The organism is Chromohalobacter israelensis DSM 3043 (assembly GCF_000055785.1).
Taxonomy (GTDB): Bacteria; Pseudomonadota; Gammaproteobacteria; order Pseudomonadales; family Halomonadaceae; genus Chromohalobacter; species Chromohalobacter israelensis.
In genome coordinates this window covers 3,085,400-3,110,891 of sequence record NC_007963.1, presented here as the reverse complement: position 1 = coordinate 3,110,891, position 25,492 = coordinate 3,085,400, and the positions used below count along the sequence as shown (strand labels likewise).

General features: G+C 66.3%; 25 protein-coding genes. 11 read left to right on the top strand and 14 right to left on the bottom strand.

Annotated elements, in window-relative coordinates:
- The first annotated feature begins 62 nt into the window (after positions 1-62).
- Positions 63-1,697, top strand: a complete 1,635-nt coding sequence (locus tag CSAL_RS14065; protein WP_011508071.1) for a methyl-accepting chemotaxis protein — start codon at positions 63-65, stop codon at positions 1,695-1,697.
- Between the two features lie 93 nt (positions 1,698-1,790).
- Here the strand turns inward: CSAL_RS14065 and CSAL_RS14060 are convergent, their stop codons facing one another.
- The 3 genes from CSAL_RS14060 to CSAL_RS14050 form a co-directional block, all read right to left on the bottom strand.
- Entirely contained in the window at positions 1,791-2,228 is a 438-nt protein-coding gene (locus CSAL_RS14060; RefSeq protein ID WP_011508070.1) for a hemerythrin domain-containing protein, read from the bottom strand.
- Positions 2,229-2,343: 115 nt separating this feature from the next.
- Positions 2,344-3,435: a tartrate dehydrogenase gene (locus CSAL_RS14055; protein WP_011508069.1), complete on the bottom strand. Its 1,092-nt coding sequence runs from the start codon at positions 3,433-3,435 to the stop codon at positions 2,344-2,346.
- A 7-nt stretch (positions 3,436-3,442) separates the two neighbouring features.
- Positions 3,443-4,324, bottom strand: coding sequence for an alpha/beta fold hydrolase (locus CSAL_RS14050; RefSeq protein WP_011508068.1), 882 nt, complete (start codon positions 4,322-4,324; stop codon positions 3,443-3,445).
- 114 nt (positions 4,325-4,438) lie between these two features.
- On the opposite strand from CSAL_RS14050, the gene CSAL_RS14045 reads away from it, so the two are divergent.
- Complete coding sequence (locus tag CSAL_RS14045; RefSeq protein ID WP_011508067.1) at positions 4,439-5,365, top strand: LysR family transcriptional regulator; 927 nt, start codon at positions 4,439-4,441, stop codon at positions 5,363-5,365.
- Between the two features lie 104 nt (positions 5,366-5,469).
- Positions 5,470-6,774, top strand: a complete 1,305-nt coding sequence (locus CSAL_RS14040; RefSeq protein WP_187290065.1) for a glycosyltransferase — start codon at positions 5,470-5,472, stop codon at positions 6,772-6,774.
- A 3-nt stretch (positions 6,775-6,777) separates the two neighbouring features.
- Here the strand turns inward: CSAL_RS14040 and CSAL_RS14035 are convergent, their stop codons facing one another.
- The 3 genes from CSAL_RS14035 to CSAL_RS14025 all read right to left on the bottom strand — a co-directional run bounded on the left by CSAL_RS14035 (position 6,778) and on the right by CSAL_RS14025 (position 9,734).
- Entirely contained in the window at positions 6,778-7,476 is a 699-nt protein-coding gene (locus CSAL_RS14035) for a TVP38/TMEM64 family protein (protein ID WP_011508065.1), read from the bottom strand.
- Positions 7,477-7,569: 93 nt separating this feature from the next.
- A complete protein-coding gene (locus CSAL_RS14030) occupies positions 7,570-8,508 on the bottom strand; it encodes an ABC transporter substrate-binding protein (protein ID WP_011508064.1) in 939 nt (312 codons plus the stop codon).
- Positions 8,508-9,734 carry a TauD/TfdA family dioxygenase gene (locus tag CSAL_RS14025; RefSeq protein WP_011508063.1) on the bottom strand — a complete coding sequence of 409 codons (1,227 nt, stop codon included), beginning with the start codon at positions 9,732-9,734 and terminating at the stop codon, positions 8,508-8,510. The genes CSAL_RS14030 and CSAL_RS14025 overlap by 1 nt, the downstream gene beginning before the upstream one ends.
- Before the next feature lie 153 nt (positions 9,735-9,887).
- Here CSAL_RS14025 and CSAL_RS14020 point away from each other — a divergent pair, with 153 nt between their 5' ends.
- The 8 genes from CSAL_RS14020 to CSAL_RS13980 all read left to right on the top strand — a co-directional run bounded on the left by CSAL_RS14020 (position 9,888) and on the right by CSAL_RS13980 (position 17,587).
- The gene (locus CSAL_RS14020) at positions 9,888-10,760 is read left to right on the top strand and encodes a LysR family transcriptional regulator (RefSeq protein ID WP_043558596.1); all 873 of its coding nucleotides are present in this window, start codon (positions 9,888-9,890) and stop codon (positions 10,758-10,760) included.
- A gap of 45 nt (positions 10,761-10,805) precedes the next feature.
- A complete protein-coding gene (locus tag CSAL_RS14015; RefSeq protein ID WP_011508061.1) occupies positions 10,806-11,171 on the top strand; it encodes a hypothetical protein in 366 nt (121 codons plus the stop codon).
- Positions 11,172-11,224: 53 nt separating this feature from the next.
- Positions 11,225-12,619 (top strand): NfeD family protein, encoded by a 1,395-nt coding sequence (locus CSAL_RS14010; protein ID WP_011508060.1) that lies wholly within the window; start codon positions 11,225-11,227, stop codon positions 12,617-12,619.
- Between the two features lie 84 nt (positions 12,620-12,703).
- Positions 12,704-13,564 (top strand): slipin family protein, encoded by an 861-nt coding sequence (locus tag CSAL_RS14005; RefSeq protein WP_011508059.1) that lies wholly within the window; start codon positions 12,704-12,706, stop codon positions 13,562-13,564.
- 61 nt (positions 13,565-13,625) lie between these two features.
- Entirely contained in the window at positions 13,626-14,357 is a 732-nt protein-coding gene (locus CSAL_RS14000; RefSeq protein WP_011508058.1) for an HAD family hydrolase, read from the top strand.
- Between the two features lie 293 nt (positions 14,358-14,650).
- Complete coding sequence (locus CSAL_RS13990) at positions 14,651-16,138, top strand: SulP family inorganic anion transporter (protein ID WP_043558588.1); 1,488 nt, start codon at positions 14,651-14,653, stop codon at positions 16,136-16,138.
- A 124-nt stretch (positions 16,139-16,262) separates the two neighbouring features.
- Positions 16,263-17,120 carry a universal stress protein gene (locus tag CSAL_RS13985; protein ID WP_011508056.1) on the top strand — a complete coding sequence of 286 codons (858 nt, stop codon included), beginning with the start codon at positions 16,263-16,265 and terminating at the stop codon, positions 17,118-17,120.
- 101 nt (positions 17,121-17,221) lie between these two features.
- Positions 17,222-17,587 carry a RidA family protein gene (locus tag CSAL_RS13980; RefSeq protein WP_011508055.1) on the top strand — a complete coding sequence of 122 codons (366 nt, stop codon included), beginning with the start codon at positions 17,222-17,224 and terminating at the stop codon, positions 17,585-17,587.
- 18 nt (positions 17,588-17,605) lie between these two features.
- Here the strand turns inward: CSAL_RS13980 and CSAL_RS13975 are convergent, their stop codons facing one another.
- The 8 genes from CSAL_RS13975 to CSAL_RS13940 form a co-directional block, all read right to left on the bottom strand.
- A complete protein-coding gene (locus tag CSAL_RS13975) occupies positions 17,606-18,223 on the bottom strand; it encodes a hypothetical protein (protein WP_011508054.1) in 618 nt (205 codons plus the stop codon).
- Between the two features lie 82 nt (positions 18,224-18,305).
- Positions 18,306-19,031, bottom strand: a complete 726-nt coding sequence (gene fabG / locus CSAL_RS13970) for a 3-oxoacyl-ACP reductase FabG (protein WP_011508053.1) — start codon at positions 19,029-19,031, stop codon at positions 18,306-18,308.
- A complete protein-coding gene (locus CSAL_RS13965; protein ID WP_011508052.1) occupies positions 19,031-19,504 on the bottom strand; it encodes a hotdog family protein in 474 nt (157 codons plus the stop codon). The genes fabG and CSAL_RS13965 overlap by 1 nt, the downstream gene beginning before the upstream one ends.
- Before the next feature lies 1 nt (position 19,505).
- On the bottom strand, positions 19,506-20,696 hold the full coding sequence (locus CSAL_RS13960; RefSeq protein ID WP_011508051.1) for a beta-ketoacyl-ACP synthase: 1,191 nt from the start codon (positions 20,694-20,696) through the stop codon (positions 19,506-19,508).
- Positions 20,693-21,301: a DUF3261 domain-containing protein gene (locus tag CSAL_RS13955; protein ID WP_011508050.1), complete on the bottom strand. Its 609-nt coding sequence runs from the start codon at positions 21,299-21,301 to the stop codon at positions 20,693-20,695. The genes CSAL_RS13960 and CSAL_RS13955 overlap by 4 nt, the downstream gene beginning before the upstream one ends.
- Complete coding sequence (locus CSAL_RS13950) at positions 21,298-22,551, bottom strand: NAD(P)/FAD-dependent oxidoreductase (protein WP_011508049.1); 1,254 nt, start codon at positions 22,549-22,551, stop codon at positions 21,298-21,300. Before CSAL_RS13950 ends, CSAL_RS13955 begins: the two co-directional genes overlap by 4 nt.
- Complete coding sequence (locus tag CSAL_RS13945; RefSeq protein WP_011508048.1) at positions 22,548-24,854, bottom strand: MMPL family transporter; 2,307 nt, start codon at positions 24,852-24,854, stop codon at positions 22,548-22,550. Before CSAL_RS13945 ends, CSAL_RS13950 begins: the two co-directional genes overlap by 4 nt.
- Positions 24,855-24,872: 18 nt before the next feature.
- Positions 24,873-25,463, bottom strand: coding sequence for a LolA family protein (locus CSAL_RS13940; protein ID WP_011508047.1), 591 nt, complete (start codon positions 25,461-25,463; stop codon positions 24,873-24,875).
- Positions 25,464-25,492: the final 29 nt, after the last annotated feature.

The following is a 25,492-nucleotide window of genomic DNA, read 5'->3' as shown; positions in this document are numbered from 1 at the left end:
GACGGTCGATAATACCCTTGCATCAATCATGATGAATGTACGCAAAGGGCAAGGGGGGGTTAATGACTGATTCGAGCGTAGTCGCTCACTCGGGCGAGACAACGGCGCCCGTGGCCGCAGACGATGCCGGCGTTGCGCCGACGCCGACGCGGTGGACACTCAAGCGCAAGCTATGGTTGACGCTGGGTCTGATGTGGCTGGTGATGATCGCCATCGTGGTCAGCCTGGCGTGGCAGAGTCGCAACGTGATGTTCGAAGAGCGCAAGCAGGCGCTTTCCAACACCATCGGCATGGTGCACACCCTGTTGAACGGCTATGCCGAGCAGGTCGAAGCGGGCGAATTGAGCGAAGCCGAAGCCAAGGCTCGCGCGACGAAAGATCTCGATGCGATCCGCTTCGGCAGCGACCGCGACAACTATGTCTTCGTCTTCAACGCCGATGCCGAGCTCGTCTACCATCCGCGCCGTGACGCCGGTACGGACATGTCGAATTACGAAGATCCCAACGGCGTGGCCGTTTATCGTGATCTGGCGGCGCTCGCGGAGGAAGGCAGCGGTTACTTGCCGTATGCCTCGCGCGATGCGAGCAGTGACGCGCTCTTTCCCAAGCTGAGCTACGTCGAGCGTTTCCAGCCCTGGGGCTGGAACATGGCGGCCGGCGTCTATACCAACGATATCCAGGCCGCCTTCATCGACAAGCTCTGGACATACGCACTGGTGCTGCTCGTCGCGGGCGGTTTCTTGACGGCGGCCTTCCTGGTGGTGATCCGCAGCGTCTACCGCAGTCTCGGGGGCGAGCCCGACGAGGCGGCGCGCGTGGTGGGGCGCATCGCCGAGGGCGATCTGACCACGCCCACCGCATTGCGCGACGGCGATACGCAAAGCCTGATGTACGCCATCGAACGCATGCGACTCGAACTGAGCCGTACGATCGCCCGTATCCGTCAGTCCAGCGAGGCCATCGACCAGGGCTCGCGGGAAATCGCCTCGGGCAACAACGACCTGTCCTCGCGTACCGAAGAACAGGCGGCGTCGCTGGCGGAGACCGCATCGAGCATGGAAGAGTTGACCGCGACGGTGCGCCAGAATGCGGAAAACGCCAATCAGGCCAACAAGCTTTCGGATGCCACCACGGCGTCGGTGGCACATGGCCAGGAAGTGATTTCCCAGGTCGTGAGCACCATGGGCGAGATTCGTTCCAGTTCCAGCAAGGTGGCCGATATCATCTCGATGATCGATGACATCGCCTTCCAGACCAATCTGCTGGCGCTCAATGCGTCCGTGGAAGCGGCGCGTGCCGGGGAGCAAGGCCGTGGTTTCGCGGTGGTCGCCAGCGAGGTGCGCAATCTGGCCAGTCGCAGTGCAGACGCGGCACGCGATATCAAGACGTTGATCGAGGGCTCGGTGAGCCACGTCAATGCCGGGGCCGAACTCGTCGACCAGGCCGATAGCGCGATGGGCGAGATTCGCGATGGTGCCCAGCGTGTCAGCGACTTGATGGCCGAGATCTCGGCTGCTTCGCAGGAGCAGTCCTCAGGCATCGAGCAGGTCAACCAGGCCGTCACCCAGATGGACCAGGTCACCCAGCAAAACGCGGCGCTGGTGCAGCAGGCAGCGGGCGCCGCCGGGTCGCTCGAGACGCAGGCCGCCGATCTCTACCAGGCGGTGGTACGCTTCCGCGTGGCCTCGGATCGCTAGCCTCGACACGGCGTGCGCATCGTTCGCGCACGCCAGCGAAACGCAAACGCCCCGGCGGTGACCGCCGGGGCGTTTGCATGAGCGGAGCTGGTATCACGATGCCAGGCGACGCATTTCCTCCTGGTACGTCTCGGCCAGCGACTGCTTGGTGGCATCGTCGAAGACACGCCCGGCCAGTTGGAAGACTTCCTGTTCTTCTTCGTCGAGATGGTGGGTGACGAGCTCCTGCAACTGGCGTGCGGCCGCGACCCAACCCGGCGAGCTATAGTCGGTTTCCTCCAGCGTCTCGATCAACTCATCGATCTCATGATGTTCGGCCACGCTATGCCGCGCTTTTTCCTGGGTCATGTCGTGCTCCATCATCGGCACGTAGAGCGCCCGCTCCTCGGCGCCGGCGTGATGTTCCAGCTCGGCGCGCACGCGCTTGAACAGCTCATCGCGGCCGTCGCTGTCGCCTTGGGTCTTGACCAGCAGGTCGAGCAGGGTGCGCTGTTTGTCGTGACTTTCGCGAAGTGCTTCGAATAACGTCATGATCCTCTCCCTAGATCGTTCACGGTCAGGGCTCGTGGTGTACGTGCCACCCCGAGCCCTTTTCCTACCTTAAGCGATGCGCGTCGTCGGCGCGAGTCGTGCTCGGGTGCGGCATCTAGATCGCCTCGATGATGGCCTGCGCCAGGTCGCGCGTCGTGCCTTGGCCCTTGAGATCGGGCGTCAGCACGCCGGGGTCGGCCTTGGCGAGAACCGACTCGATGGCGTCGAGTATGGCCTTGCCGGCGTCCTCGTGGCCCAGATGATCGAGCATCATCGCGCCGCACCAGATCTGGCCGATGGGGTTGGCGACGCCCTGACCGGCGATGTCCGGGGCACTGCCGTGGACCGGTTCGAAGAGGCTGGGGAAGTCGCCTTCGGGGTTGATGTTGGCCGAGGGGGCAACGCCGATGGTACCGGTACAGGCGGGCCCCAGGTCGGAGAGGATGTCGCCGAACAGATTGCTGGCGACGACCACGTCGAACCAGTCGGGATGGAGCACGAAGTTGGCGGCGAGAATGTCGATGTGGAATTGGTCCACCGCGACCTCGGGGTACGCGCCGTGCATGGCTTTCACGCGCTCGTCCCAATACGGCATGGTGATCGAGATGCCGTTGGACTTGGTGGCCGAGGTGAGCTTGCGGCGCGGACGCTTCCGAGCGAGCTCGAAAGCGTACTTGAGAACGCGGTCGACCCCGGTGCGCGTCATCACGGTTTCCTGCATCACCGTCTCGCGGGGCGTGCCCTCGAAGATCTTGCCGCCGATGCTCGAATACTCGCCCTCGGTATTCTCGCGTACCACGTAGAAGTCGATCTCGCCGGGCTGGCGGTCGGCCAGCGGGCTCTTGATGCCGGGCATCAGCTTGCAGGGGCGCAGATTGATGTACTGGTCGAACTCGCGCCGGAACTGCAGCAACGAGCCCCACAGCGACACGTGATCGGGGACCTTCTCGGGCATGCCGACGGCGCCGAAGAAGATGGCATCGAACCGGGAGAGCTTGGCCTTCCAGTCATCCGGCAGCATCTGGCCGTGCTCGAGATAGTAGTCGCAGCTGGCGAAGTCGAAGTCTTCGAAGGTGAGATCGATGTTGAAGCGTTCGGCCGCGGCCTTCAGGGCGCGAACGCCTTCCGGCGTGACTTCGGTGCCGATGCCGTCACCGGGAATGACGGCGATGCTGTGAGCCTTGCGGGGTGCCTGGTCGTTGGCCATGGTGGGCTTACCTCATGAAGTCGATGAGTTGATGAAGGATTGCATCCGGTGCTTCTTCGGGGAGGTAATGTCCGCAGGGCAGCGTGCCGCCCTCGACGCCAGCGCCGGAAACGGCACGCCACTCGGCGAGTGCATCGAAGCAACGTTCGATGGTGCCGAATTCCCCCCAGAGTACTTTCAGTGGAACGGATAGATGCCGGCCGGCCTCTCGGTCCGAGCGGTCGTGTTCCAGGTCGATGGTGCGAGAGGCACGATAGTCTTCACACAGCCCGTGAGCCGCGCCCGGGAGCGCCAGGCAGCGTTGATACTCGGCGATCGCTTGAGGATCGAACGGGTCCAGCCCGGCATGACGGCTTCCCATGATCCGGGTGACGTAATCGGCGGGTGCCGCTTCGATCCAGGATTCGGGTAGCGGTCTGGGCTGGATCAGAAAGAACCAGTGCCAGTAGGCGGTCGCGAATGCGAGATCGGTGGCCTCGTACATCGCCAGCGTCGGCGCAATGTCCAGTACCATCAGCCTTTCGACTCGCTCGGCATGATCCAGTGCCAGCCGGTGTGCGACCCGTCCGCCACGATCATGCCCGCAGAGAAAGAAACGCTCGTACCCCAATGCCTGCATGACGGCGACCTGATCCAATGCCATGCGCCGCTTGCTGTAGTTGAGGTGTCGGCTGTCCCCCTCAGGCTTGCCGGAGTCGCCGTAGCCGCGCAAGTCGGTGGCGATCACGGTGTAACGTTCGGCCAGACGAGGGGCGAGTCGATGCCAGATGACGTGGGTCTGAGGGTGGCCGTGGAGCAGCAACAATGGCGGGCCTTCGCCGCCAATCACGCCATGAATGACGAGTCCGTTTTCCACCTCGATATCGAATTCGCGAAATCCGTCGAACATTGGTTTGGCCTCGTCATTGGCTTGTCCAGCAGCTTGTCCCTAGTGTAGAGGCTGAAGTTTTCGGGACAATCCGGGTATTATTGGATTTAATATTGCGTTGAAGTGGAGAATCCGATGTCGGCGGTCGACGATCTGGCCTTCTTTCAGCGGGTGGCTCAGGCCGGCAGCCTGACCGGCGCGGCGCGTGAGCTCGGGCTGTCGCTGTCGGCGGTGAGCAAGCGGTTGCAGCAGCTGGAGGCACGTCTGGGGGTGTCGCTGGCGGCAAGGACGACACGGCGGCTGGCGCTGACGGCGGAAGGGGAGCGCTATCTGACGCGTGGCGCGATGATCCTCGGCGACCTGAGCGATCTCGAGTCCTCACTGCGTGATCAGGACGCCTTGCTGTCGGGACGGCTGCGCATAAACGCCACGTTCGGCTTCGGGCGTCGCCATGTGGCGCCGCTGATCTCGCGCTTTGCCGCGCTGCACCCACAACTGGAGCTGCTGCTGGAACTGACCAGCTTCCCGCTGGGGCTCGACGAGCAGGGATTCGATATCAACATTCGCGTCGGCGAGCCGCCGGATTCGCGCTGGATTGCCAGGCGGCTGCTTTCCAATCGCCGGATACTCTGTGCGGCGCCGGCGTATCTGGCCAATGCCCCGAAGCTCGAAACGCTGGAGGACCTGGCCCACCATCGGTGCCTGATCGTGCGCGAGAACGACACCGACTATTCCTTGTGGCGGTTCGAGGCGACTGAGGGGACGCGCAGCCAACGTGCCATACGCGTCAATGGTCGACTGGCCAGCAACGATGCCGAGGCCATGACGCGGATGGCTCTCGATGGCCACGGCATATTGCTGCGCTCCTGGTGGGATGTGCATGAATATCTGGCGAGCGGCGATCTGGTGCCCCTGCTGCCGCAGTGGCAGGGGGTACGCGCGGATTTTTACCTGCTCTACAGCGAGCGGATGCGGGAAAACGCGCGGGTACGCAAGTTCGTCGATTTCATGATCACGGAGATGACCGGCCGTGTGCCGGCGTTGCCCGATACGCCGCCTTGATATCCTGAGGTGTCCGACAAGGCTATGCTATCTGCTATGATGTGCCGCCTCGCGGAGAGGGTCTGCCCCGCGCCGCGTTTCCGAGGTCACAGGGAGTCGAGGGATTGAATATCCTGATGTTCACCAACACCTACTGCCCGATTGTCGGTGGGGTGAGTGAATCCGTGCAGCGTCTCAAACGCTGCTTGCAGCGCCAGGGACATAGCGTGCTGATCGTGGCGCCGAAACTGGACGGACAGCCGCGTTTCGAGCGCGATGTCGTGCGCGTGGTGGCCATGCAGCGGTTCAACGGCAGCGATTTTTCCCTCCCCGTGCCGGTTCCCGGCCAATTGTACGAAGCGATCGAGGCGTTCCAGCCCGATCTGGTGCATGCGCATCATCCCTTCCTGCTGGGAGATACGGCGGCGCGCGTGGCGCAGACCTACGGCCTGCCACTGATTTTCACCCACCACACGCTCTACGAGCATTACACGCATTACGTTCCCGGCGATTCGCCGCGCATGCAGCGTTTCGCCATTGCCCTGGCCAGTGAATACACGCGGTTGTGCGATGCGGTGATCGCGCCCAGTGAGAGCATTGCTGAGCTGCTGGCCCAGCGCGGCGTGCGTGCCGAGAAGGTGCGAGTGATTCCCAGTGGCGTGGATACGCGGACTTTCGCGCAGGGTGACGGTGGGCGCTGGCGTCAGCGCTTCGGCATTCCCGATGACGCCATGGTGGTGGGACATGTGGGACGCCTGGCGATGGAGAAAAATCTCGATTTCCTGGCGGCCGCGCTGGCGCGTTTTCTGGCGCGACATCCCAAGGCGCGCGCCCTGATTGTCGGCGAGGGCGAGGCACGTATGGCGATGCACGAACACGCGGCCCGCGAGGGTGTGGCGGATCGTTTTCACTACACCGGCAAGCTGCATGACCAGGCCTTGATCGATGCCTACCACGCCATGGATGCCTTCGCCTTCGCCTCGCACAGCGAAACCCAGGGCATGGTGATCGCCGAGGCCATGGCAGCGGGCTTGCCGGTGGTCGCGATCAACGCCAGTGGCGTGCGTGAAGTCCTGCGCGACGGTGTCAACGGCATCATGCTCCCCGGCGACGATATCGACGCCTTCGCCAATGCGCTGGAGACGCTGCAATCCTCGGCACGGCGCGAGGCCTTGCGTCAGGGGGCGCTGGAGAGCGCGCATGCATTCGATGAACGTCGCTGTGCCGAGCGCTGCCTGACGGTCTACCGGCAGGTGCTGGAGGCCGAGACGAGTGCGGCGGAACGCGACGATGGCGCCTGGGAAAAGGTTCGCGGTCGTCTCGAGGCCGAATGGCGCCTGCTACGGCACCGCGGTCGCGTGCTGCGTTCGGTGTTTCAAACCCTGCCGGTCAGCGAAGCGCCGCCGGTGGAAGAAGTTCCCAGCAAGTGAATGTCACTGCGGCGGGCGCGTCGACACGCGCTTGCCGCGTCGGTCGGCATAGCGCTTGAGCCCCCACAGCAAGCCCACCGCCACGGCGATGCCGGCGCTGGCGACCAGCAAGCCTTCGCGACTTTCCGCGGTCATCAGCGAGCCGAGCTGACTGCCCAGCAGGGTGACGCCCAGCAAGCCCGGCGCAATGCCCAGCGTGGAGCCGACCATGTAGTCGCGAAAGCGCAGGTGACATGCGCCGGCGAGCATGTTGGTCAAGGTGAAGGGTGCCAAGGGCAGCAGATTGAAGAACACCATGGTGCGAACGCCGCGTCCGGCGAGCAGGCGTGCCAGGCCGTTTAGCTTCTGGCCGCCGTGGCGAAGCAGGGCGTCACGGCCCACGGCTCGTCCCACCCAGTAGGTCGCCATCGAGGCCGACAGCGTGCCGAGCAGGGCGTAGACGAAGCCCCAGGCGGGGCCGAAGATCAACCCGGTGACCGCGACCAGGATGCTCAGCGGGAAAATGACCAGCGAGGTGGTGGCGTACACGCCCATGACCGCGAGCGGCGCCCAGGCGGCATCGCGCCAGGAGACGGTGCCGTGAGCCAAGGCGAGCAGGGCTTGCGGGGTGAGGATGTCGTGCATGGCCAGCCATTGCCAGAGCAGGCCGCAGCCGAGCATGACGCCCAGCAAGACGAAGAGGATACCGAGAGAGCGGGACATGCGGGCCTCTGAACGTGAAATGCGACAAGCATACGTGAGAGCCCGCACGGGGGAAACATGACGCCTCGAGGCGCCATGTCGGTGGTCGCGGGGTTACAGCGACAGCGCCTCTTTCACCACCGGCCATGCAGCGTCGCCATCGGTGGTGGTGACACCGTCGAGCATGGCTTCGACGCGCTCGGGATGTTCCTGAATCCAGGTGGTGGCCACGCTGTCGAGTTCCTTCTCGTCGAGACCGAAGGCCTTGATCATCCAGCTCTGCTGTTCCGCCGTGAAGGTGAAGTTCTCGAAAAACGTCGTCAGGTTGGGATGCGCCTCGGCATAATCGGCGCTCATCAGCGTGAGCACCTGGCTGGCGCCGTTCCCTTCGCCGAACAGGTTCTTGCTGTCATCCAGGTAGCGCATCGGCAGTTCGAGGTTCATCCAGTGCGGCGTCCAGCCGACCCAGACGATGGGCTCCTCGCGGGAAATGGCGTCACGCGCGGCGCTGAGCATGCCCACGGTGCTGGTGTCCACCAGTTGCCAGTCGCCGAGGCCCCAGGTGTCGTTGTCGATCGCCTTGTTGAGGATCTCGCTGGCGGCCGAACCGGCGCCGAAGCCGTGGATTTGCCCCTCGAACATGTCGCGGTGTGCGTCGAGATCCTCGAACGAGGTCACGCCCTGTTCGTAGACGTACTCGGGCACTGCCAGCGTCATTTGCGCGCCATCGACGTTGTTGGCGATGCGCGTCACGCTTCCCTTGTCTTCCAGCGGCGTGAGCATCGGCTCCTGCGCGGGCAGCCAGCCGCCCAGGAAGACATCCAGATCACCGCTTTCCATGCCCTGATAGATGACCTGAAGGCCGACGTCGTCGGTCCGCGCCTGGTAGCCGAGCGGTTCCAGAAGCTGGCTGGCGATCTCGGTCTTCACGGTGATGCCTGGCCACGAGGGCACGCCGAAGCGTATCTGCTCTGCGGCCTGGGCCGGCATGGCCATGCCGATACCCGCGGCGAGCGGCAGTCCGACGAGCAAGGGACGAAGCGAATGAGACATTAGGAAACTCCCGTTTCATTGGTGGATGTTGTCGGGGTGTCGGGCGCGGCGGAAGTGGCGTGGCGCGCCAGCACGCGTAGATGCGATTCGAGGTGATCGATGTCCAGATAGGTGCCCTGGAGGTGGCGACGACCGGTATTGGGGTCGAAGGCGCCACGCCCGTGCAGTACACGACGGTTGTCGAAGGCGACCATCTGGCCGGGTTCGAGCGCGAAGTCGACGCGGAAGCGCGGCTCGCGCAGGCGCTGCCAGAAGACCAGGTAAGCCTCGTACCAGGCGTCGGCTTCTTCCGGCGGCAGGCGCAGGGTGTCGCGAATCCAGTTGTTGAAGCGGACTTCACGAATGCGGCCGGTGTCATCGACCTCGATGACCGGCGCGCGCACGGCGATGTCGCTGTCTTCGTCCTGGAAACGGAAATCGATGGGCGTATCGCGCAGACGGAGGAAGAGCTCCGGCGCTTCATGACGCAGCGCCTCGGCCACGGCGAAGCCATCGGCGAACAGCGATTCGCCGCCTTCGGCTTCATTCTCCAGGCAATACAGCAGCTGGATGTCCGGCGGATGGCGCCAGTTGGGAAGGTCGGTGTGCAGCTCGAGGCCGATGGCCGTGTAAGCGGCATTGTTGGGGTTCGGCTTGGACTGGACGTCGAAACGTGCGCCGAAGTTGGTGGCCCGCATCGGCCCGAACAGTTCGGCGATGCGCACGACCTCCTCGAGCTCGCGCGGACCGTCGTCGAGCAGGACCAGGCCGTCGCGCAACAGGGCGGTCAGCCACTCGCGCCGGCCCTCGTGGCCGCCCATCATCTCGGCATGCGGCACATGTGCCGGGGTGAAGCCTTCGCGCCAGGCTTCGGCACGGGGAACGCCGTCATCGATGCGCGATTCGGGACGGCGCTGGTGCAGCCAGCCGGCGTCGAAGCGCGACTCGTGACCGTCGGCCCAGCGCAGCACCAGCACGCCGTCCTCGACGCTGGCTTCGGGCCGGGCGTTCAGGAAGTTTTCGTCCTCGAGCGGCATGTAAAGACGCTCGCGCGTCATGGGATGACGGCACTCGGGGCAGGCGCAGTGGTCGCGCAGCCAGCGGTAGCTGAAGCGCGCGCTGTCGGCGTTTTCCCAGATGATCTCCAGCGCCTTGTCGTGGGCCTGACTGGTGCGCAGTGCGGGCCCTTGTGCGTAAGGGAACAGCTCGCTCATCTCGACGGCGGGGGATTGGCTCTGGGACTGCATGCTGGCCTCCTGATATTGGGTCGTGCGAATCGGCCACTAGCATGTCGCCTCATGGCGACATTAGACAAACGATGAATCTCGGACCTGAGGCCAAGATTTGCTAATGGGTGGCTTATTGAAGAACATGGCGAGGTTGCCACCACCGACGAGGCCATGATGTCGTTGCCCCCGATTCTATGGATGCAGGCGTTCGAGGCCGCGGCGCGCACCCTGAGCTTCACCCAGGCCGGCCGCGAACTGGGCGTCACGCAGTCGGCCGTCAGTCAGCGGATTCGCTTGCTCGAGGACCGGCTCGGCCAGGCCTTGTTCGTGCGCCATCCCCGCAGTCTGTCGCTGACGCCGGCCGGCCAGGCCTGGTTGCCGAGCATCCAGGAGGCCTTCACGCGCATCGCCGAGGGTACCGCCGAAGTCTTCGGCCCCCACCCGGATGCCCCGGTGACGCTACGGGCCACGCCTGCCGTCCAGGCCGGATGGCTGGCCACCGAGCTGACCCATTTCCATCGGCGCCATTGCGATGTCACGGTACGTCTGGTGAGTGCCGTGTGGCCCGGCGACTTCAGCGCCGAGGGGGTAGACATGGAAATTCGCTACGGTCAGGGCGATTGGCCGGACATGGAGGCGGTGCTGCTCAACGAGGAAGTCATGCTGCCCGTCTGTGCGCCCGGCGTGGCGCGGCAACTGCACAAGCCGGAAGACCTGGCGGGCCATACGCTGCTGCATGCCGCCGGTTTCGCGCTGGGCTGGCCGAGCTGGTTGTCGCTGGCCGGTGTCGAGGGGCTCGAGGCGCGCTGTGCCTCGTTCATCTGCGATACGCAGGTGGCGACCCTGGCCCTGGCGGCCCGCGGTGCGGGGGTGGCCCTGACGCATCGTCGCCTCTTCGAGGGACGCGACGATCTGGTGGCGCCCTTTGCGCTTTCCATGCCCACCGACGAGGCGTTCTGGCTGGTGCGGCCACGGGCGCGCGCCCCGCGTCCGGCCTGCGATGCGCTGTGGGCATGGCTGCGCGATGTGGGTGAACTAGACTGACGATACCGACACCGCCAAGGGTGTCACGGGCTGCGGGAGACAAGCATGGCAACGAGGGGAAAGCGCCGGTATGTCCGGCTTCTTGTCAGGATGTCGGTGGCCGCGGTGGGCATGGCGCTGACGTTGTCGGCGGTGGCCGGGGACGTGAGGGTGTACGACCCGGACAGCGGACGTCTGCTGCCGCTCGAGTCGCAGCGCTCCGACCCCGGTTGGCGGCATGATCGCCAGCACGTGCCGGACCGGCACTGGCAGCGCGATCACGAGGTGATCGTGCGTCCCGAGATTCACCTGAGAGGCATGGCGCCAAATCCCTCCACCGAGGCGCGTCCCGACGTTCCCGACGGGAATCGCGTATGCCGTGACGATGAAGGCACGACCACGTGGTCGACGCGCCCCATGCCGTGTGACTGATCAGGTGCCCGTCGCCGCGTGGACGGGGCGTTTGTCATGTGAGGAGAGGCATCATGCGATGGCATAGCGAAGCACTCGCGAGGCGGCGATATCTGCTGTGGGCCTGCCTGCTGATGGTCGGGCTGGGGCTGTCATGGTGGGCAAGCGCGCAGTCCGAGCGCGACGCGTCTCTGGGTGTGGTGCTGAGCATCGACGGCAGCATCGGCCCCGCCACCAGCGATTACTTTCAGCGCGGGCTCGAGCGTGCCGAGGAAGCCGGCGCATCGCTGGTGATTCTCGAACTCGACACGCCCGGCGGGCTGGACGCCGCGATGCGCGACATGATCGGTGCGATGCTGGCCTCGCCGATCCCGGTGGTCAGCTACGTATCGCCCGCCGGATCGCGTGCCGCCAGTGCCGGTACCTACCTGCTCTACGCCAGCCATGTCGCTGCCATGGCGCTGGCCACGCATCTCGGTTCGGCGACGCCGGTACAGCTCGGCGGCGGTGGCGGCGAGTCGGCGCCGGACGAGGCGCAGGAGGGCGACGCTCAGGAAACATCGTCGTCGGCCATGGAGCGCAAGGTGCTCGAAGATGCCGTGGCCACCATCCGCTCGCTCGCCGAACGCCATGGGCGTAACGCCCAGTGGGCCGAACGCGCGGTCCGCGAGGCGGCCAACCTGACGGCCAGCGAGGCCCTGGAGGCCAATGTCATCGAGATCGTGGCGAGCGACCTCGACGACTTGCTCACGCAGCTCGACGGTCGCCGCGTGGTCATGGACGACGGCGAACGCACGCTTTCCACCCAGGGCATGGCCCTCGAGCGGCAGCCGCCCGACTGGCGGGCCCAGGTGCTGGCGGTGATCACCGATCCCAACGTTGCCTACTTCCTGATGATCGTCGGCTTCTACGGCCTGATCTTCGAACTGTTGAGCCCCGGGACCCTTTTTCCCGGCGTGATCGGCGCCATCTGCCTGGTGCTCGCCATGTATGCCTTCCAGGTGCTGTCGGTGGGGTATGCCGGCCTGGTACTCGTCTTCCTGGGCATGGCGCTGGTGGTCGCCGAGGCGTTCGTGCCCAGCATCGGCGTGCTGGGGTTCGGCGGGTTGGCGGCGTTCGTCGCCGGCTCGGTGATGCTGATGGATGACACTCACCAGCGCCTGGCGCTGCCCATGGTGGGCGGCATTGCTCTGATCGCCGCCGGCTTCCTGCTATGGGTCGTGATGCGTTTTTTGAGCGTGCAGCGACATCGTCCCCAGGGGGGACAGGAAGAACTCGTCGGGCAGGTGGCCACGGTACTGGCGGGTTTCGAGGTGCAGGGCAAGGTGATGGTGCACGGCGAACGCTGGCGGGCACGTTGCTCCCGGCGGCTCGCGCGTGGCCAGCAGGTTCGCATCGTGGCCGTCGACGGGCTGACGCTGATGGTCGAGCCGTTGACGGAAACGCCGCAAGCGTCGGACGGGGCGTAAGCCCCGTACCCGATGCCGCCAGTATCGCGGAACGGCCATCATCCCGGTGGCGTTCCACAAGGGGTCTGAAGAGGAGTACGCACCATGTTCGCAAACTATGCCTATCTCGTGCCCATCGTCGTTCTGCTGCTGTTGCTGTTCGCGGCGGTACGCATCCTGCCCGAATACAAGCGCGGCGTGGTGTTCTTCCTGGGGCGTTTCCAGGCGGTGAAGGGGCCGGGGTTGCTGCTGTTGATCCCCGGGGTCCAGAAGATGCAGGTCGTCGATCTGCGTACCGTGACGCTGGATGTGCCGGAGCAGGACGTCATTTCCCAGGATAACGTCACCGTGCGCGTCAACGCGGTGCTCTACTTCCGCGTGGTCGACCCCGAGAAGGCGATCATTCAGGTCGAGAACTTCGGGGTCGCCACCAGCCAGCTGGCACAGACGACCCTGCGCTCGGTGCTCGGCAAGCACGACCTCGACGAGATGCTGTCCGAGCGCGATCGTCTCAACGACGACATCCAGGAAATCCTCGACGCCCAGACCGAGTCATGGGGCATCAAGGTCGCCAATGTCGAGATCAAGCATGTCGATCTCGACGAGAGCATGATCCGCGCCATCGCCCGCCAGGCCGAGGCGGAGCGCGAACGTCGCGCCAAGGTGATTCATGCCGAGGGCGAGCTGCAGGCCTCGCACAAGCTGGTCGAGGCCGCCGATGTCATGTCCAGCAACCCGGCGGCACTGCAACTGCGTTATCTGCAGACGCTCAGCGACATGAGCAACAAGAATGCCTCGACCATCGTGTTCCCGCTGCCGATGGACATCATGGAGGCCTTCAAGGGGCACTTGAACAAGGCGGGCGGTGCGTCTTCGCAAGGCCAACCCCCGAATGGAGCGGCGGCATCCGGCACGTCGTCGGGCCGCGCCTCGACGGGTGACGAGACGCCGGGCAACGAAGCGTGACAGACGGCTGTCATCTCGAGCGGTTAGAATGTCGCCTCGTTTTCACGAGGAGCAAGGCGGCATGCCCGATGACAGGCGCCATCTGGCGATATTCGATCTCGACGACACCCTGCTCGACGGTGACTGTACCGGCCTGTGGATCGCCTGGCTGGTAAGGCGCCGTTGGGTGGAGGATGGCGAAGCGTTCATGGAGCAGGTGGCGCGTCACGATCAGCAGTATCACGCCGGCACGCTGGACATGCAGGCGCACCTGCGCTTCGTGCTGGCGCCGCTGGTCGGGCGCCGGCACGACACGGTGCGCGACGAGGTCGTGGCGTTCGTCGAGACCTGGATCCGGCCGCGTCTGATGCCGGGCGCGCTCGAACGCCTGGCCTGGCACCGTGACCAGGGGCACGACACCTTGATCATCTCGGCTTCGATGTATCATCTGGTCGAGCCCATCGCACGCGAGGTCGGTGCCGACGACGCCCTGGCCACGCCGCCGGCGTTCGACGCCGAGGGCCGCTTCACCGGCGAGCCCACCGGCATCGTCACCTACCAGTCGGGCAAGCTGACGGCGCTGGAGGCCTGGCTCGCCGAGCGTGAGGCCGCCCGCGCGCGCCCCGACATCCTCTGGGGCTACAGCGATTCGTACAACGATCTGCCGCTGCTCGAGCATGTCGACCATGCGCATGCCACGCAGCCCGATGCCCGCCTGGCGCGTGTCGCCGAGCAACGTGGCTGGCCGCGCTTCGACTGGCGCAACGCGGGCGCCGCTTCGACCAAAGGTGCAAAGGCCTCGCCGAGTTGGTAGAATCCCGCGCTTTCCCGGGCACATGACGCCATGTGCCCGAAACCGACCGTTCAAGGCCGATTGATTTCATGAGCGCAACGCCGCCCTAGCGTTTTTTCCTCTCCCCCGGAGCGTTTCCCGCTCCCGCGCGGTTCCACATGACGCCACCCAGCGTCGCGGGGCCGTGTTCGGCCGTCTGTTCGGCTCCCGTCGCATTCTCGACATCGATACATGACACGATGCCCGTGACCGGACGAGCCGTCGCCAGGCGCGCCGCGCGCAATACCTGACCTTTCTCATCGATGGACACAAGCATGTACGCATCAATCAAGCAACGCTGGTTCTCGAACGTCCGATCGGACGTCCTGGCCGGCGCCGTGGTGGCGCTGGCGCTGATCCCCGAGGCGATCGCCTTCTCGATCATTGCCGGGGTCGACCCCAAGGTGGGGCTCTATGCGTCCTTTTCCATGGCCGTGGTGATCGCCTTCACCGGCGGTCGGCCAGGGATGATTTCCGCCGCCACCGGCGCCATGGCGCTGCTCATGGTGACCCTGGTCAAGGAGCACGGGCTGGAGTATCTGCTTGCCGCGACCCTGCTGACCGGGGTCTTGCAGATCGTGGCCGGCTACCTGCGTCTGGGGGCCTTGATGCGCTTCGTCTCGCGGTCGGTGGTCACGGGCTTCGTCAATGCCCTGGCGATCCTGATCTTCATGGCGCAATTGCCGGAGTTGACCGACGTGACCTGGCACGTCTATGCCATGACCGCCGGTGGCCTGGCGATCATCTACCTGTTCCCCTACGTGCCGGTCATCGGTCGCATGCTGCCGTCACCGCTGGTCTGCATCCTCGTGCTCACCACGATCTACATGCTGGGCGACTTCTCCATGGTGCGCACCGTGGGCGACATGGGCGAGCTGCCGGATACGCTGCCGGTGTTCCTGTGGCCCGACGTGCCGCTCAATTTCGAGACCCTGGCCATCATCTTCCCGTATTCCGCCGCACTGGCCGTGGTGGGGCTGCTCGAGTCGCTGATGACCGCGACCATCGTCGACGAACTCACCGACACGCCCAGCGACAAGAACCGTGAGTGCAAGGGCCAGGGCGTTTCCAACATCGCGACCGGCTTCCTGGGCGGCATGGCTGGCTGTGCGATGATCGGGCAGTCGGTGATCAACATCAAATCCGGCGGGCGCACGCGGCTTTCCACGCTGTGCGCGGGTGTCATCCTGTTGATCATGGTGGTGTTCCTCGGCGACCTCGTCGCGCAGATTCCCATGGCGGCGCTGGTGGCGGTGATGATCATGGTCTCCATCGGGACCTTCAGCTGGGAGTCGCTGCGCGACATGCGCAAGCATCCGATGTCGACCAACATCGTCATGCTCGCCACAGTGGCCGTGGTGGTGGCGACCCATAACCTGGCCATCGGCGTGCTGGTCGGCGTGCTGCTGGCATCGCTGTTCTTCGCCAACAAGGTCGGCCAGATCCTGTACGTGGGCAGCGAAATGGGCGACGAGCATACCCGCGTCTACCGCGTGGTGGGGCAGGTGTTCTTCACCTCGGCGGATCGCTTCACCGACGCCTTCGACTTCAAGGAAACCGTGGAGCGCGTGCGCATCGATCTGACCCGCGCGCACTTCTGGGACATTACCGCCGTGGGCGCGCTCGACAAGGTCGTCATCAAGTTCCGCCGCGAGGGCACCGAGGTGGAGGTCGTGGGGCTCAACGAAGCCAGCGCCACCCTGGTGGACCGTTTCGCGGTGCACGACAAGCCCGACGCCGTGGAAAAACTCATGGGCCACTGAGTCGTGACCTGAGCCTTGGGCCTACGCCTTAAAGGGGAGACGACAAGTCTCCCCCTGCCTGAGTATCATGCAATTAGCCCCATTTCGATGGGACTCGACAAGAACATTGGAAGGAGCCCGCCACATGAAAGCACCTCACGTCATGGCTTGCATCGATGGCTCGAACTATGCGGAAACCGTGAGCGATGCGGCGATCTGGGCGAGCCAGCGCATGGAGGTGCCGCTGTCGTTCGTGCATGTGCTGGATCGTAACCAGGCACCCAGCCAGTTCGACCCGCGCGGCAACATCGGGCTCGGCTCGCGCGAGCACCTGCTGGAGGAACTGGCCAGCCTCGACGAGCAGCGCGGCAAGCTCGCCCAGGAGCATGGCCGCTTGATGCTGAGTGCGGCGCGCGAGCGGGCCGAGGCCGCCGGCATTGCCGAGGTCGAGACGCGTCAGCGCAACGGGGAGCTGGTCGAGGCGCTGGTCGAGATCGAAGAGGAATCTCGCCTGGTGGTGCTGGGCAAGCGTGGTGAATCGGCCGAGGCGGCGCCGGAGCACATGGGCAGCAATCTCGAGCGCGTGATCCGTGGGCTGCACCGGCCGATTCTGGTGGTGCCGGAAACCTTCACCAGCCCCTCGCGCTACCTCATTGCTTTTGATGGCGGGCCGACTACCCGCAAGATGGTCGAATTGCTCGCGGAGCGCCCGCTGCTGCGCGGTCTGGAATGCCACCTGGTGCTGGTGGGGGCCGACACCGACGAGCATCGCGAGCAACTGGCCTGGGCGGAGAAAAAGCTGGCGCCGACCAGCAGCGCCGTGCATACCCGGATCATCGCCGGCGAGGTCGAAAAGGTGCTGTGCGATTATCAGCGCGAGCACGCCATCGAGCTGCTGGTGATGGGCGCCTACGGCCATTCCCGCATTCGCCAGTTCCTGGTGGGCAGTACCACCACGGCGATGATCCGCCGTGCCCAATCTCCCTTGCTGCTGCTTCGCTAACGACACATTTCCCCCAGCGATGACGAGGGCCGGGGACAAGGCCCTGTCATCTGCCGGGGTGGGAAACGACCACCAAGTGCTGCGAACGAAGAGGACCTGTCATGATCATTCAGCGCCACGATACCAAGGCCCGCATGAGTCGGGCCGTCATTCACAACGGCGTCGCCTATCTATGCGGCCAGGTAGCCGGCCCGGAGGCCCGCCACGGCGATATCACCGCACAGACCGAGAGCATGCTGGCCCGGGTCGATGCCCTGCTCGAGGAAATCGGTTCGGATCGCAGTCACCTGCTCACGGCTACGGTGTACCTGCGCTCGGGCGATGATGTCGCGGCGATGAACGCGGTGTGGGATGCCTGGGTGCCCACCGGGCATGCCCCGGCGCGGACCTGCGTCGTGGCGCCGATGCCTGCCGACGAACTCAAGGTGGAAGTCACCGTCACGGCCGCCGTCAAAGGGCAAGCCTAGGGGCCGCCTGCCGGCGGTTCATTCCGCCGAGTCGGCGTCCTCCGTCTGCGCCGGCGGCGGCTGATGGCGCAAGAACTCCCTCAGGCGCTCTGCGTCGCTTTCGCCGACCCGGCATAGCTGGTCGGCGATTTCCGCATACTGCATCAATACCGGTACCAGCAGCCGCCGCCGTTCGACGCCGTCGTCGGTGGCGCGCGCCTCGCCATCGAACCACTCGAAGAGCCGTGCCAGGCGCGCATAGTTGGGATCGCCGCGCCCGCTGTTGCCGCGCAATGCATCGATGGACAGGCAGCGCAGCACATTGCGCTTGTTCGGGTCCAGTCCTTCCTTCTCCAGCAGACGTTCGGCATGCTGCATGAAATGCTCGGCCAGCAGGGCGGTGGTCTGGGTGCGCCCGTGGTGCGCCAGGGCATCGAGACTGTCGCGTAACGCTCGCTGCTGCTGCACGAGCTGCTGCCAGAACGCCAGACCCAGCAAGGCCAGGATCGCCAGCGCGCCCAGTGCGAGCACGAAGGCGCCCAACGGGATCAGGGCCGAAGGCGGCAGCGGCCAGGCGAGATCCGTGACCGACAGCAGTGCACCCCCCAGCAGGGCGGTCGCGAGCAGCACGGCGAGCGTCAGAACCAAGCGTTTCATTGTGTCGTATCCATTACCACGAGGGTCTCCCCATTATCGGCCCCGTTGCGCCAAGCTTGATGGTGGCACGCGACACGCCTTTTCAGCACATGCCGCCATTCACCGGCAATACCTGGCGCGTCATGTAGGCGGCGTCGCTGGAGCAGAGAAAGCTCACCACGCCGGCGACGTCCTCGGCCTGCCCGGTGCGTCGCATGGGAATCAGCTTGCGTACCTCTTCCTGGGGCAGGTGATGCGTCATGTCGGTATCGATCCAGCCCGGGGCGACGCAGTTGACGGTGATATGGCGCTTGGCGAGCTCGATGGCCAATGCCTTGGTGGCACCGATGACCCCCGCCTTGGCGGCGCTGTAGTTGACCTGTCCCCGGTTGCCGATCACGCCCGACATCGAGGCGATGGTGACGATGCGTCCCGGTTTGCGGCGGCGGATCATCGGCATGACCAGCGGATGCAGCACGTTGTAGAAACCGTCGAGGTTGGTATGCACCACGCTGTCCCAGTCGTCTTCGGTGAGCGCGGGGAAAGGGTTGTCGGCGGTGATCCCGGCATTGCACACCACGCCGTAATAGGCGCCGTGACGCTCGATATCGGCTTCCAGGCACGCGCGGGCCTCGCCTCGCTCGGCCACGTCGAAACGCAGCAGGCGTGCTTCGCGCCCCAGGGCGCGAATGTCCTCGGCCACGGCCTCGGCTTCCTGCTCGCGCGAGCGGTAGTGGACGACGATATCGAAACCGTCGCGCGCCAGACGCAACGCGGTGGCGCGACCGATGCCACGGTTGGCGCCGGTGACCAGAATGGTGTCGTTCATCATGTCTCTCGGCTGGTGGATGGTGCCGGGGAAAGCGATGCGGTATCCGGCTGGAAGATGCTCAACTGGCCTTCGGCGAGCGGTTCGCCCGCGGGCGTGGTCAGGGTGCCGCTGAAGGCGCGCACGCCGTTGTCGGCGACGAAGTCGCGGGTGACGTGCACATGAACCGGCTCGCCCAGCGCGAAGGCATCGACCCGCGCCCGGTAGCGCCGGCTGGCGATGAGAAACCCGGGCGGTGGTGGAGCGCCGGTGAGGCGCGCCCCCATGCCTGCCCAGGCGGCGACCGCCTGGGCCAGCCACTCGAGTCCCACCCAGGCAGGAATGACGCCCGCTTCCATGAACAGGTCCGTCGCGTCGGGCACGACCTCGGCACGGGCGCCGTCGGCATCGTAGTGCAGCAGGGTGTCGAGCAGACACATCGCACCGCGATGCGGCACCAGCGGCTCGATGGCGCAGGGCGTGTCGGTCTGCATGTCAGGCCTCCTCGCGCATCAGCAACAAGGCGGCATTGTTGCCGCCGAAGGCGAAGGAATTGCTCAGCGCGTAGCGCATGCGGCTGGCAGCGCGTTCGGGCGTCACCAGGTCGAGCCATGGCAGCTCGGGATCGGGATGGCCGTCGAAGACATGCACCGGCCGCTGCTGGCGTGTCAGCGCCAGCCAGCAGAAGGCGGCTTCGAGCGCCCCGGCGGCGCCCAGCGTATGACCGGTGAGCCCCTTGGTGGAGCTGCACGGCGGCGGTGTCTCGAACAGTGTCGTCACCGCCCTGGCTTCCATGCTGTCGTTGTGGGGCGTGCCGGTGCCATGCAGATTGAGGTAGTCCACGGCCTCGGGGGCGCAATGGGCCGTGGCCAGGGCCTGGCGCATCGCCTCGTGTGCGCCGCTGCCGTCGGGCCGCGGGGCGGAGATGTGGTAGGCGTCGCTGGATTCGCCCACGCCGGCGAGCTGGATGCCGCCCTCGTCCGGCGTGACCACGAACAAGGCTGCCGCCTCGCCGATGTTGATGCCGTCGCGATGCTCGGAAAACGGCAGGCAGGGACGTTCGCTGATCGCCTCCAGACTCGCGAAGCCGTTGACGGTCAGGCGACACAGGCTGTCCGCACCGCCGGCGATCACGGCGTCGCAGGCGCCGCTGGCGAGCAGGCGGCGGGCACTGGCCAGTGCCCGCGCGCTCGAGCTGCACGCCGTGGAGAGGGCGTAGGCCGGCCCGCTGACGCCGAGGCGGTCGGCCACGAAGCGTGCCGGCGCGCCGAGTTCCTGGTTGGCGTAGCGGAACGTGTCGGGCAGCGGACCGTCGTGGCCCGCTGCGGCGATGGCGCTCTCGGTTTCGCCGATGCCCGAGGTGCTGGTGCCGATGACCACGCCAATGCGTTCCGGCGCGATGCGCTCACGCAGCGGCGCCAGGCTGTCCTCGAGCCGCTGCAGGGCCAGTGCCAGCAGGCGGTTGTTGCGACTGCGCTGTTCGAATGGCCAGCTGTCCCAATCGGGCAGCGAACATGTGACGCTGCCCAGCGGCAGGTCGCGGCCGGGGGTGAAGGCGTCGCTGATGGTCAGTCCGCGGCGTCCCTGGAAAAGCGCCTCGGCGATGACGTCGAGATCGTCGCCGAGACTGCACACGACGCCGGGGCGGGACAGTCGGCACGCTTGTCGGGAAGACGGTACGCTCATGGGGCGGTCTCGTGGTCGGGGGTGGCATCGAGGGGCGTGATGCGTAGTCGGTAGTCGCCCTGGAAGTCGTCGAGCACGACCTCCCGCGAGGCATCCCGCCCGCTCGGCGGCGGCGTGATCCGCGCAATGCGCGTGCCGCGATAGGTGATCAGTCGATGGCCATCGCGCTCGTCGAGACGCCAGTCGCTCCCCGCGAAGGCTTCCTCGAGAGCCGCACGCGGCCACAACGACCACTCCAGGCGCGTCGCCAGCCAGTCCGGCGGGAAGGGTAGGGCTTCCTCGCGGGGCGCATCGCCTTGCTCGAAGCGGCTGCCCGAGGCGTCACGCACCAGGGTCGTCAGGCGTTGGCCGTATGGCGTGGTCAGTACCACGCGCAGTTCTTGGGGGGCGAGGCGCATCACGGCGATCAGCGTGCGCGGCGAGGCATCCGACGCTGTCGTCTCGTCCCCCGGCTCGAAGGTCAAACGCCGGGTCAGGGTCGCTGCGCGCTCGGCCCGGTCGAGTGCGGGATGCGGGGCGATGGGCGGCGTCAGCGAGCAGCCCGTCACTATCAGCGAGGCGCTCAGCAGCGCGACGGCACCCAGCATGCAGCGTGACAGGCTCATGAGCGTACCTCGTCGCGGTGGCCGCACACTTCGGCGAGGGCCGCCAGGCGTCGCCGCGAGGCAGTGACGAAAGGATTCTCGTGGTCCCAGGCATAGCCGGCGAGCACGGCACTGATCCAGCGCTTGAAGTGCGGTGGTGGCGCCTCGTGAAAGACGATGGTCTGCAGCGTGCCGGCGTACCAGGCCTCGACGAAGGCACGAAACGTCTCGACGCCTGAGCGCAGCGGCGTCTCGAACTCGTCCTCCCAGTCGACCTCGCCGCCGCGCAGCTGCCGGTCGACCAGGGGCGCGGCCAGGTGCGCCGAATGCAGGGCGATGGTGATGCCGGAGGAAAATACCGGATCGAGAAACTCCCCGGCATTGCCCAGCAGCGCATACCCCGGGCCGTGCAGGCGCGTGACGCTGGCGGCGTAGCCGCGTATTTCCCCTACCTCGCGCAGACGCTTTGCATTGCGCAGCAGGTGACGAAAGCGTGGCTCCTGATCGAGCAGGGCGCGCCAGCGTGCCTCGGGCGTATCGCCCTGGGCGGTGAGCGCGGCGATGTCGCCCACGACACCGACCGAGGCGCGTCCCTCGGCGAAGGGAATCAGCCAGAACCAGATGCCCGAGTCCTCGGGATGGACACCGATGAGGATCTTCTCGCGATCGAACGCCGCCTCGTCGATGCCATCGGCGACGTGACTGAAGATCGCCATGCGCGGCTCGGCGCGCGGGTCGCGTTCGAGCGACTCCAGGCGTGCCAGCACGCGGCCGTAGCCGCTGGCATCGAGGACGAAGCGGGCGCTCAAGCGGCGCGTCCCGCCGTGTTCGTCGTCGAGCTGCAGCGTGGGGCGTTCGGGATCGGCGTCGAAGGCGCTCACCGTGGTGCCGAACTCGAGCGTGGCACCATAGGATTCGGCGGCGTGAATCAGGCGCTGATCGAAATCGGCGCGCTCCACCTGGTAGGTGGTGCCCCAGCCGGGGGTGGTCTTGTCGCGAAAGTCGATGGTGGTGGTGCGTGCGCGGTGCGTGAAGGCGGCGCCGTTCTTGGGCTGGTACCCCGCCGCCTGGACGGTTTCCAGCAGGCCGGCCGCATCCAGATAGGCCATGCTCTGCGGCAGCAGGCTCTCGCCGATGGAAAAGCGCGGGAAATGGCTGCGCTCGATGACGTGCACGCGTTGGCCGAGCTGACTCAGGCGCGCGGCGGCGGCGGCGCCGGCCGGGCCCGCGCCGATGATCGCGACATCGCAGTCTGGGACGCTTGGGTTCATTCTGGCGCTCCTCGTGGACCGGGTCTGAGCAAGTAGACCAGCGCCCACACCGCCGCCAGACCGATCAGACACGTCAGGCCGAGGTAATGCAGGGCTGGGGTGGCGCTGAAGGCAAGCAGGCCGAAGGCCAGCAGGCTGGTCAGCGTGGACAGGCTGATGGCCAGCCAGGCCGCTGCCTGGCGCGGATGTTCGGCATTGAAGATACCTGCGTCGAGCCCGATACCCAATACCAGCAGCAGGCCCAACTGGCTGAAGACATTGAGCGGCACGCCGGCGACGGCGAAGCTTGCCAATACGATCAGCGTAGCGCCTAGCGGGGGAAGTAGCACTCGCCAGGTGCGCCGTCGATACCGCAGTCCCAGGCCGAGACTCAGCAAGACGAGGCCGAGTGCCAGCCACTCGGCGATGTGCGTGCGCAATTCGCCGAGCAGGCCCGACAGTCGCTCGATACGGTCGACGTAGGTGACGCCGGGCGTCGCGTCGGCCAGCGCTCGCAAGGGCGGCTCCCCGGCACCATCCTCGACGCCACGCAGCACGACCGTGGCGGCGACGTCACCGTCATCGGTCTCGCCCAGCCACAAGCGTTGCTGGGACTCGCCCAGGGGCGTGTCGAGCCAGGTATCGACATCCAGTACCGGCGTGTCGTCGAGACGCGTACGCGCGCGTTCGGCCAGCGTCTCGGGGAGTCCCGCCCGGGCGAACAGGGTGTCGAGCGGTTCCCGATAGAGACGCTCGACGCGGTCGAGGTCGGCCTTCTGCCGAGCGGGCGGCGGTACGCTGTCGGCGAGGTCGGTGTGACCCGCGATCACGCCATCGCGGCGCAGTGACTCGAGGGGGGCATGAAGGGCTTCCAGGCGCGTGAGCAGGTCGTCTTCGTCATCGCCGCGCACCAGCAGGTAATGCGTGCCGGTGTCGTTGCCGAAGTGACGCTGCACGAGACGCTCCTGCTCGAGCAATGCCGTCGGCGAGGAGTTGAGCAGGCGCAGGCTGTCGTCGCTTTGCAGTCGCCAGACGCAGAGAGCCAGCAGAACCACGGCGACGACCCCGACCCAGCCGGGGGTCGGGCGCCACGGCGTGCGCGTCATGCTTTCCCAGCGCTGGGCCAGACGTGCGGTGGCCGGTGAGACGGGCAGGCGCAAGCGTGGCAGCCAGAGCACCACGCTCACCCAGGCGCCGACCAGGCCGAGCGCGGCGAAGACCGCCATCTGGCGCAGTCCGGGCAAGGGGGTGAGGGTCTGGGCGAGGTAGGCGACCAGACTCGAGGCCAGTCCCAGGGCGAGGCCGGGCAGCAGGGGACGCAGCCGGAAACCGCGACCGGCAATGGCGCGATGGCTTTGCAAGTGCAGGGCGTAATCGATGGCGATGCCGATCAAGCTGGCGCCGAAGGCCAGGGTCAGCAGGTGCAGGCTGCCGAACAGTGCCAGGGTCGCGGTCAGCGCCAGCAGCAGGCCGCTGCCCAGGGGCAGCAGCAGGGCGAGCAGTACCCGCGCGGAACGAAACACGCACAGCAGCACCGCGATCAGGCCCAGCAAGGCCCCGAGGCCGATGGTCGAGATTTCCCGCTTGGCCTGCTCGGCACCGGCAGCGGCATGGAAGATCAATCCCGATCGCAGCAGCGTAGCGTCGGGGTGCGCCGTCTGGAAGTCCGTCAGCGCCCGGGTGAGGCGTGTCTGTGCCTCGGGGGCGTAGGGCGATGCGGCCAGTTCACCGATCACCAGGTCGTAGCGTTGGCCGTCGATGGTCACGCCCAGACGTCCGTCGCGCGGTGCGATCCGGCTCTGGGTGCGCGTCTCGAGCCAGGCGTCGAGGAGTCCGAACGGATCGCGTATCGGCTCGGGCTGCGCCGAGGGCGAGAACAGGGTCTTGAGGGCGGGCGCGACCAGCGACATGCCGCCATCGGCGTCGATCGCCTCGCGAATGGCCGGGGTCAGCAAGCGGTAGCGATAGGCATCCAGGGCCTTGCGCGGGTCGGCATCGAGCAGGTCGGTATCCCGCCAGATCAGCGTCTCCACCAGCGCCGGCACCTCGTCCAGCGCCTCGGCGAGCGCCGGAGTGGCACGCGAGAGATCGTCGGCGGCGAGCAGCACCACGAAGCGATCCTCGAAGCCGGTGCCCAGCTTGGCACTGGCGCGCTCCACCAGAGGGGCCTGGCGATCCTCCGGCAGCATGGCCGTCAGCCGCGTGTCGGCGGGCAGACCGTCGCGAACGAGCCATCCCAGCGCCACCAGGCACAGGATGTGAACGACCAGCCAGGCCCAGGCGAGATGGCGGGGGAGGCGGTTGGCGGTGGACTGAGATGGCATGGGCGATCCTGGGGCCGGTCAGCGTGCGTCGGGCAGCGCGTCGATGGCCTCGGGGGACATCGGCGCCTGATCGCTCAACTCGATGCGCAAGCGATCGCCGTCGGCGGTTTCCATCACCAGACGCTCGACATGACGACCACCGGCGAGGCGGATCTCGGCAATGCGCGCGGCAAGCTCGGCGTCGCGTGGCGTGAGTTGTACGCGCCATGCGTCACGGGTGCCGTCGAGCGTCTGCGTGAAGCGTTCTTCCAGGGCCGACCAGTCACCGCCGAGCAGGCGGAGCAACAAGGCGGCGACCTGCTCGCGACCGGCGTCACCGGCGCCCTCGCCTGGCGTGGCATCCTCGGCGTTGGCCGGGGTCAGCACCAGCGTATCCTCGACCGGGGTTTCCAGTTGCCAGACGACCTTCTGGTCGCGTACGTAGGCGAAGCGGCCCCGGCTTTGCAACTCGGTGTCGACATCGGCGAGAAAGCGGGTCTGGGTGAAACGTCCCTCGATCGCGGTGGTGCGTTCGAGCTGAGCTTGGAGGGCCTGGCGATCGAAGGCATGGGCGCTCAGCGAAACGCTGGCGAGCACCAGGCAGGCACAGGCGATCAGGCGGCGTGGCATGCGATATCTCCCGGCTGGCGGTATCGAGT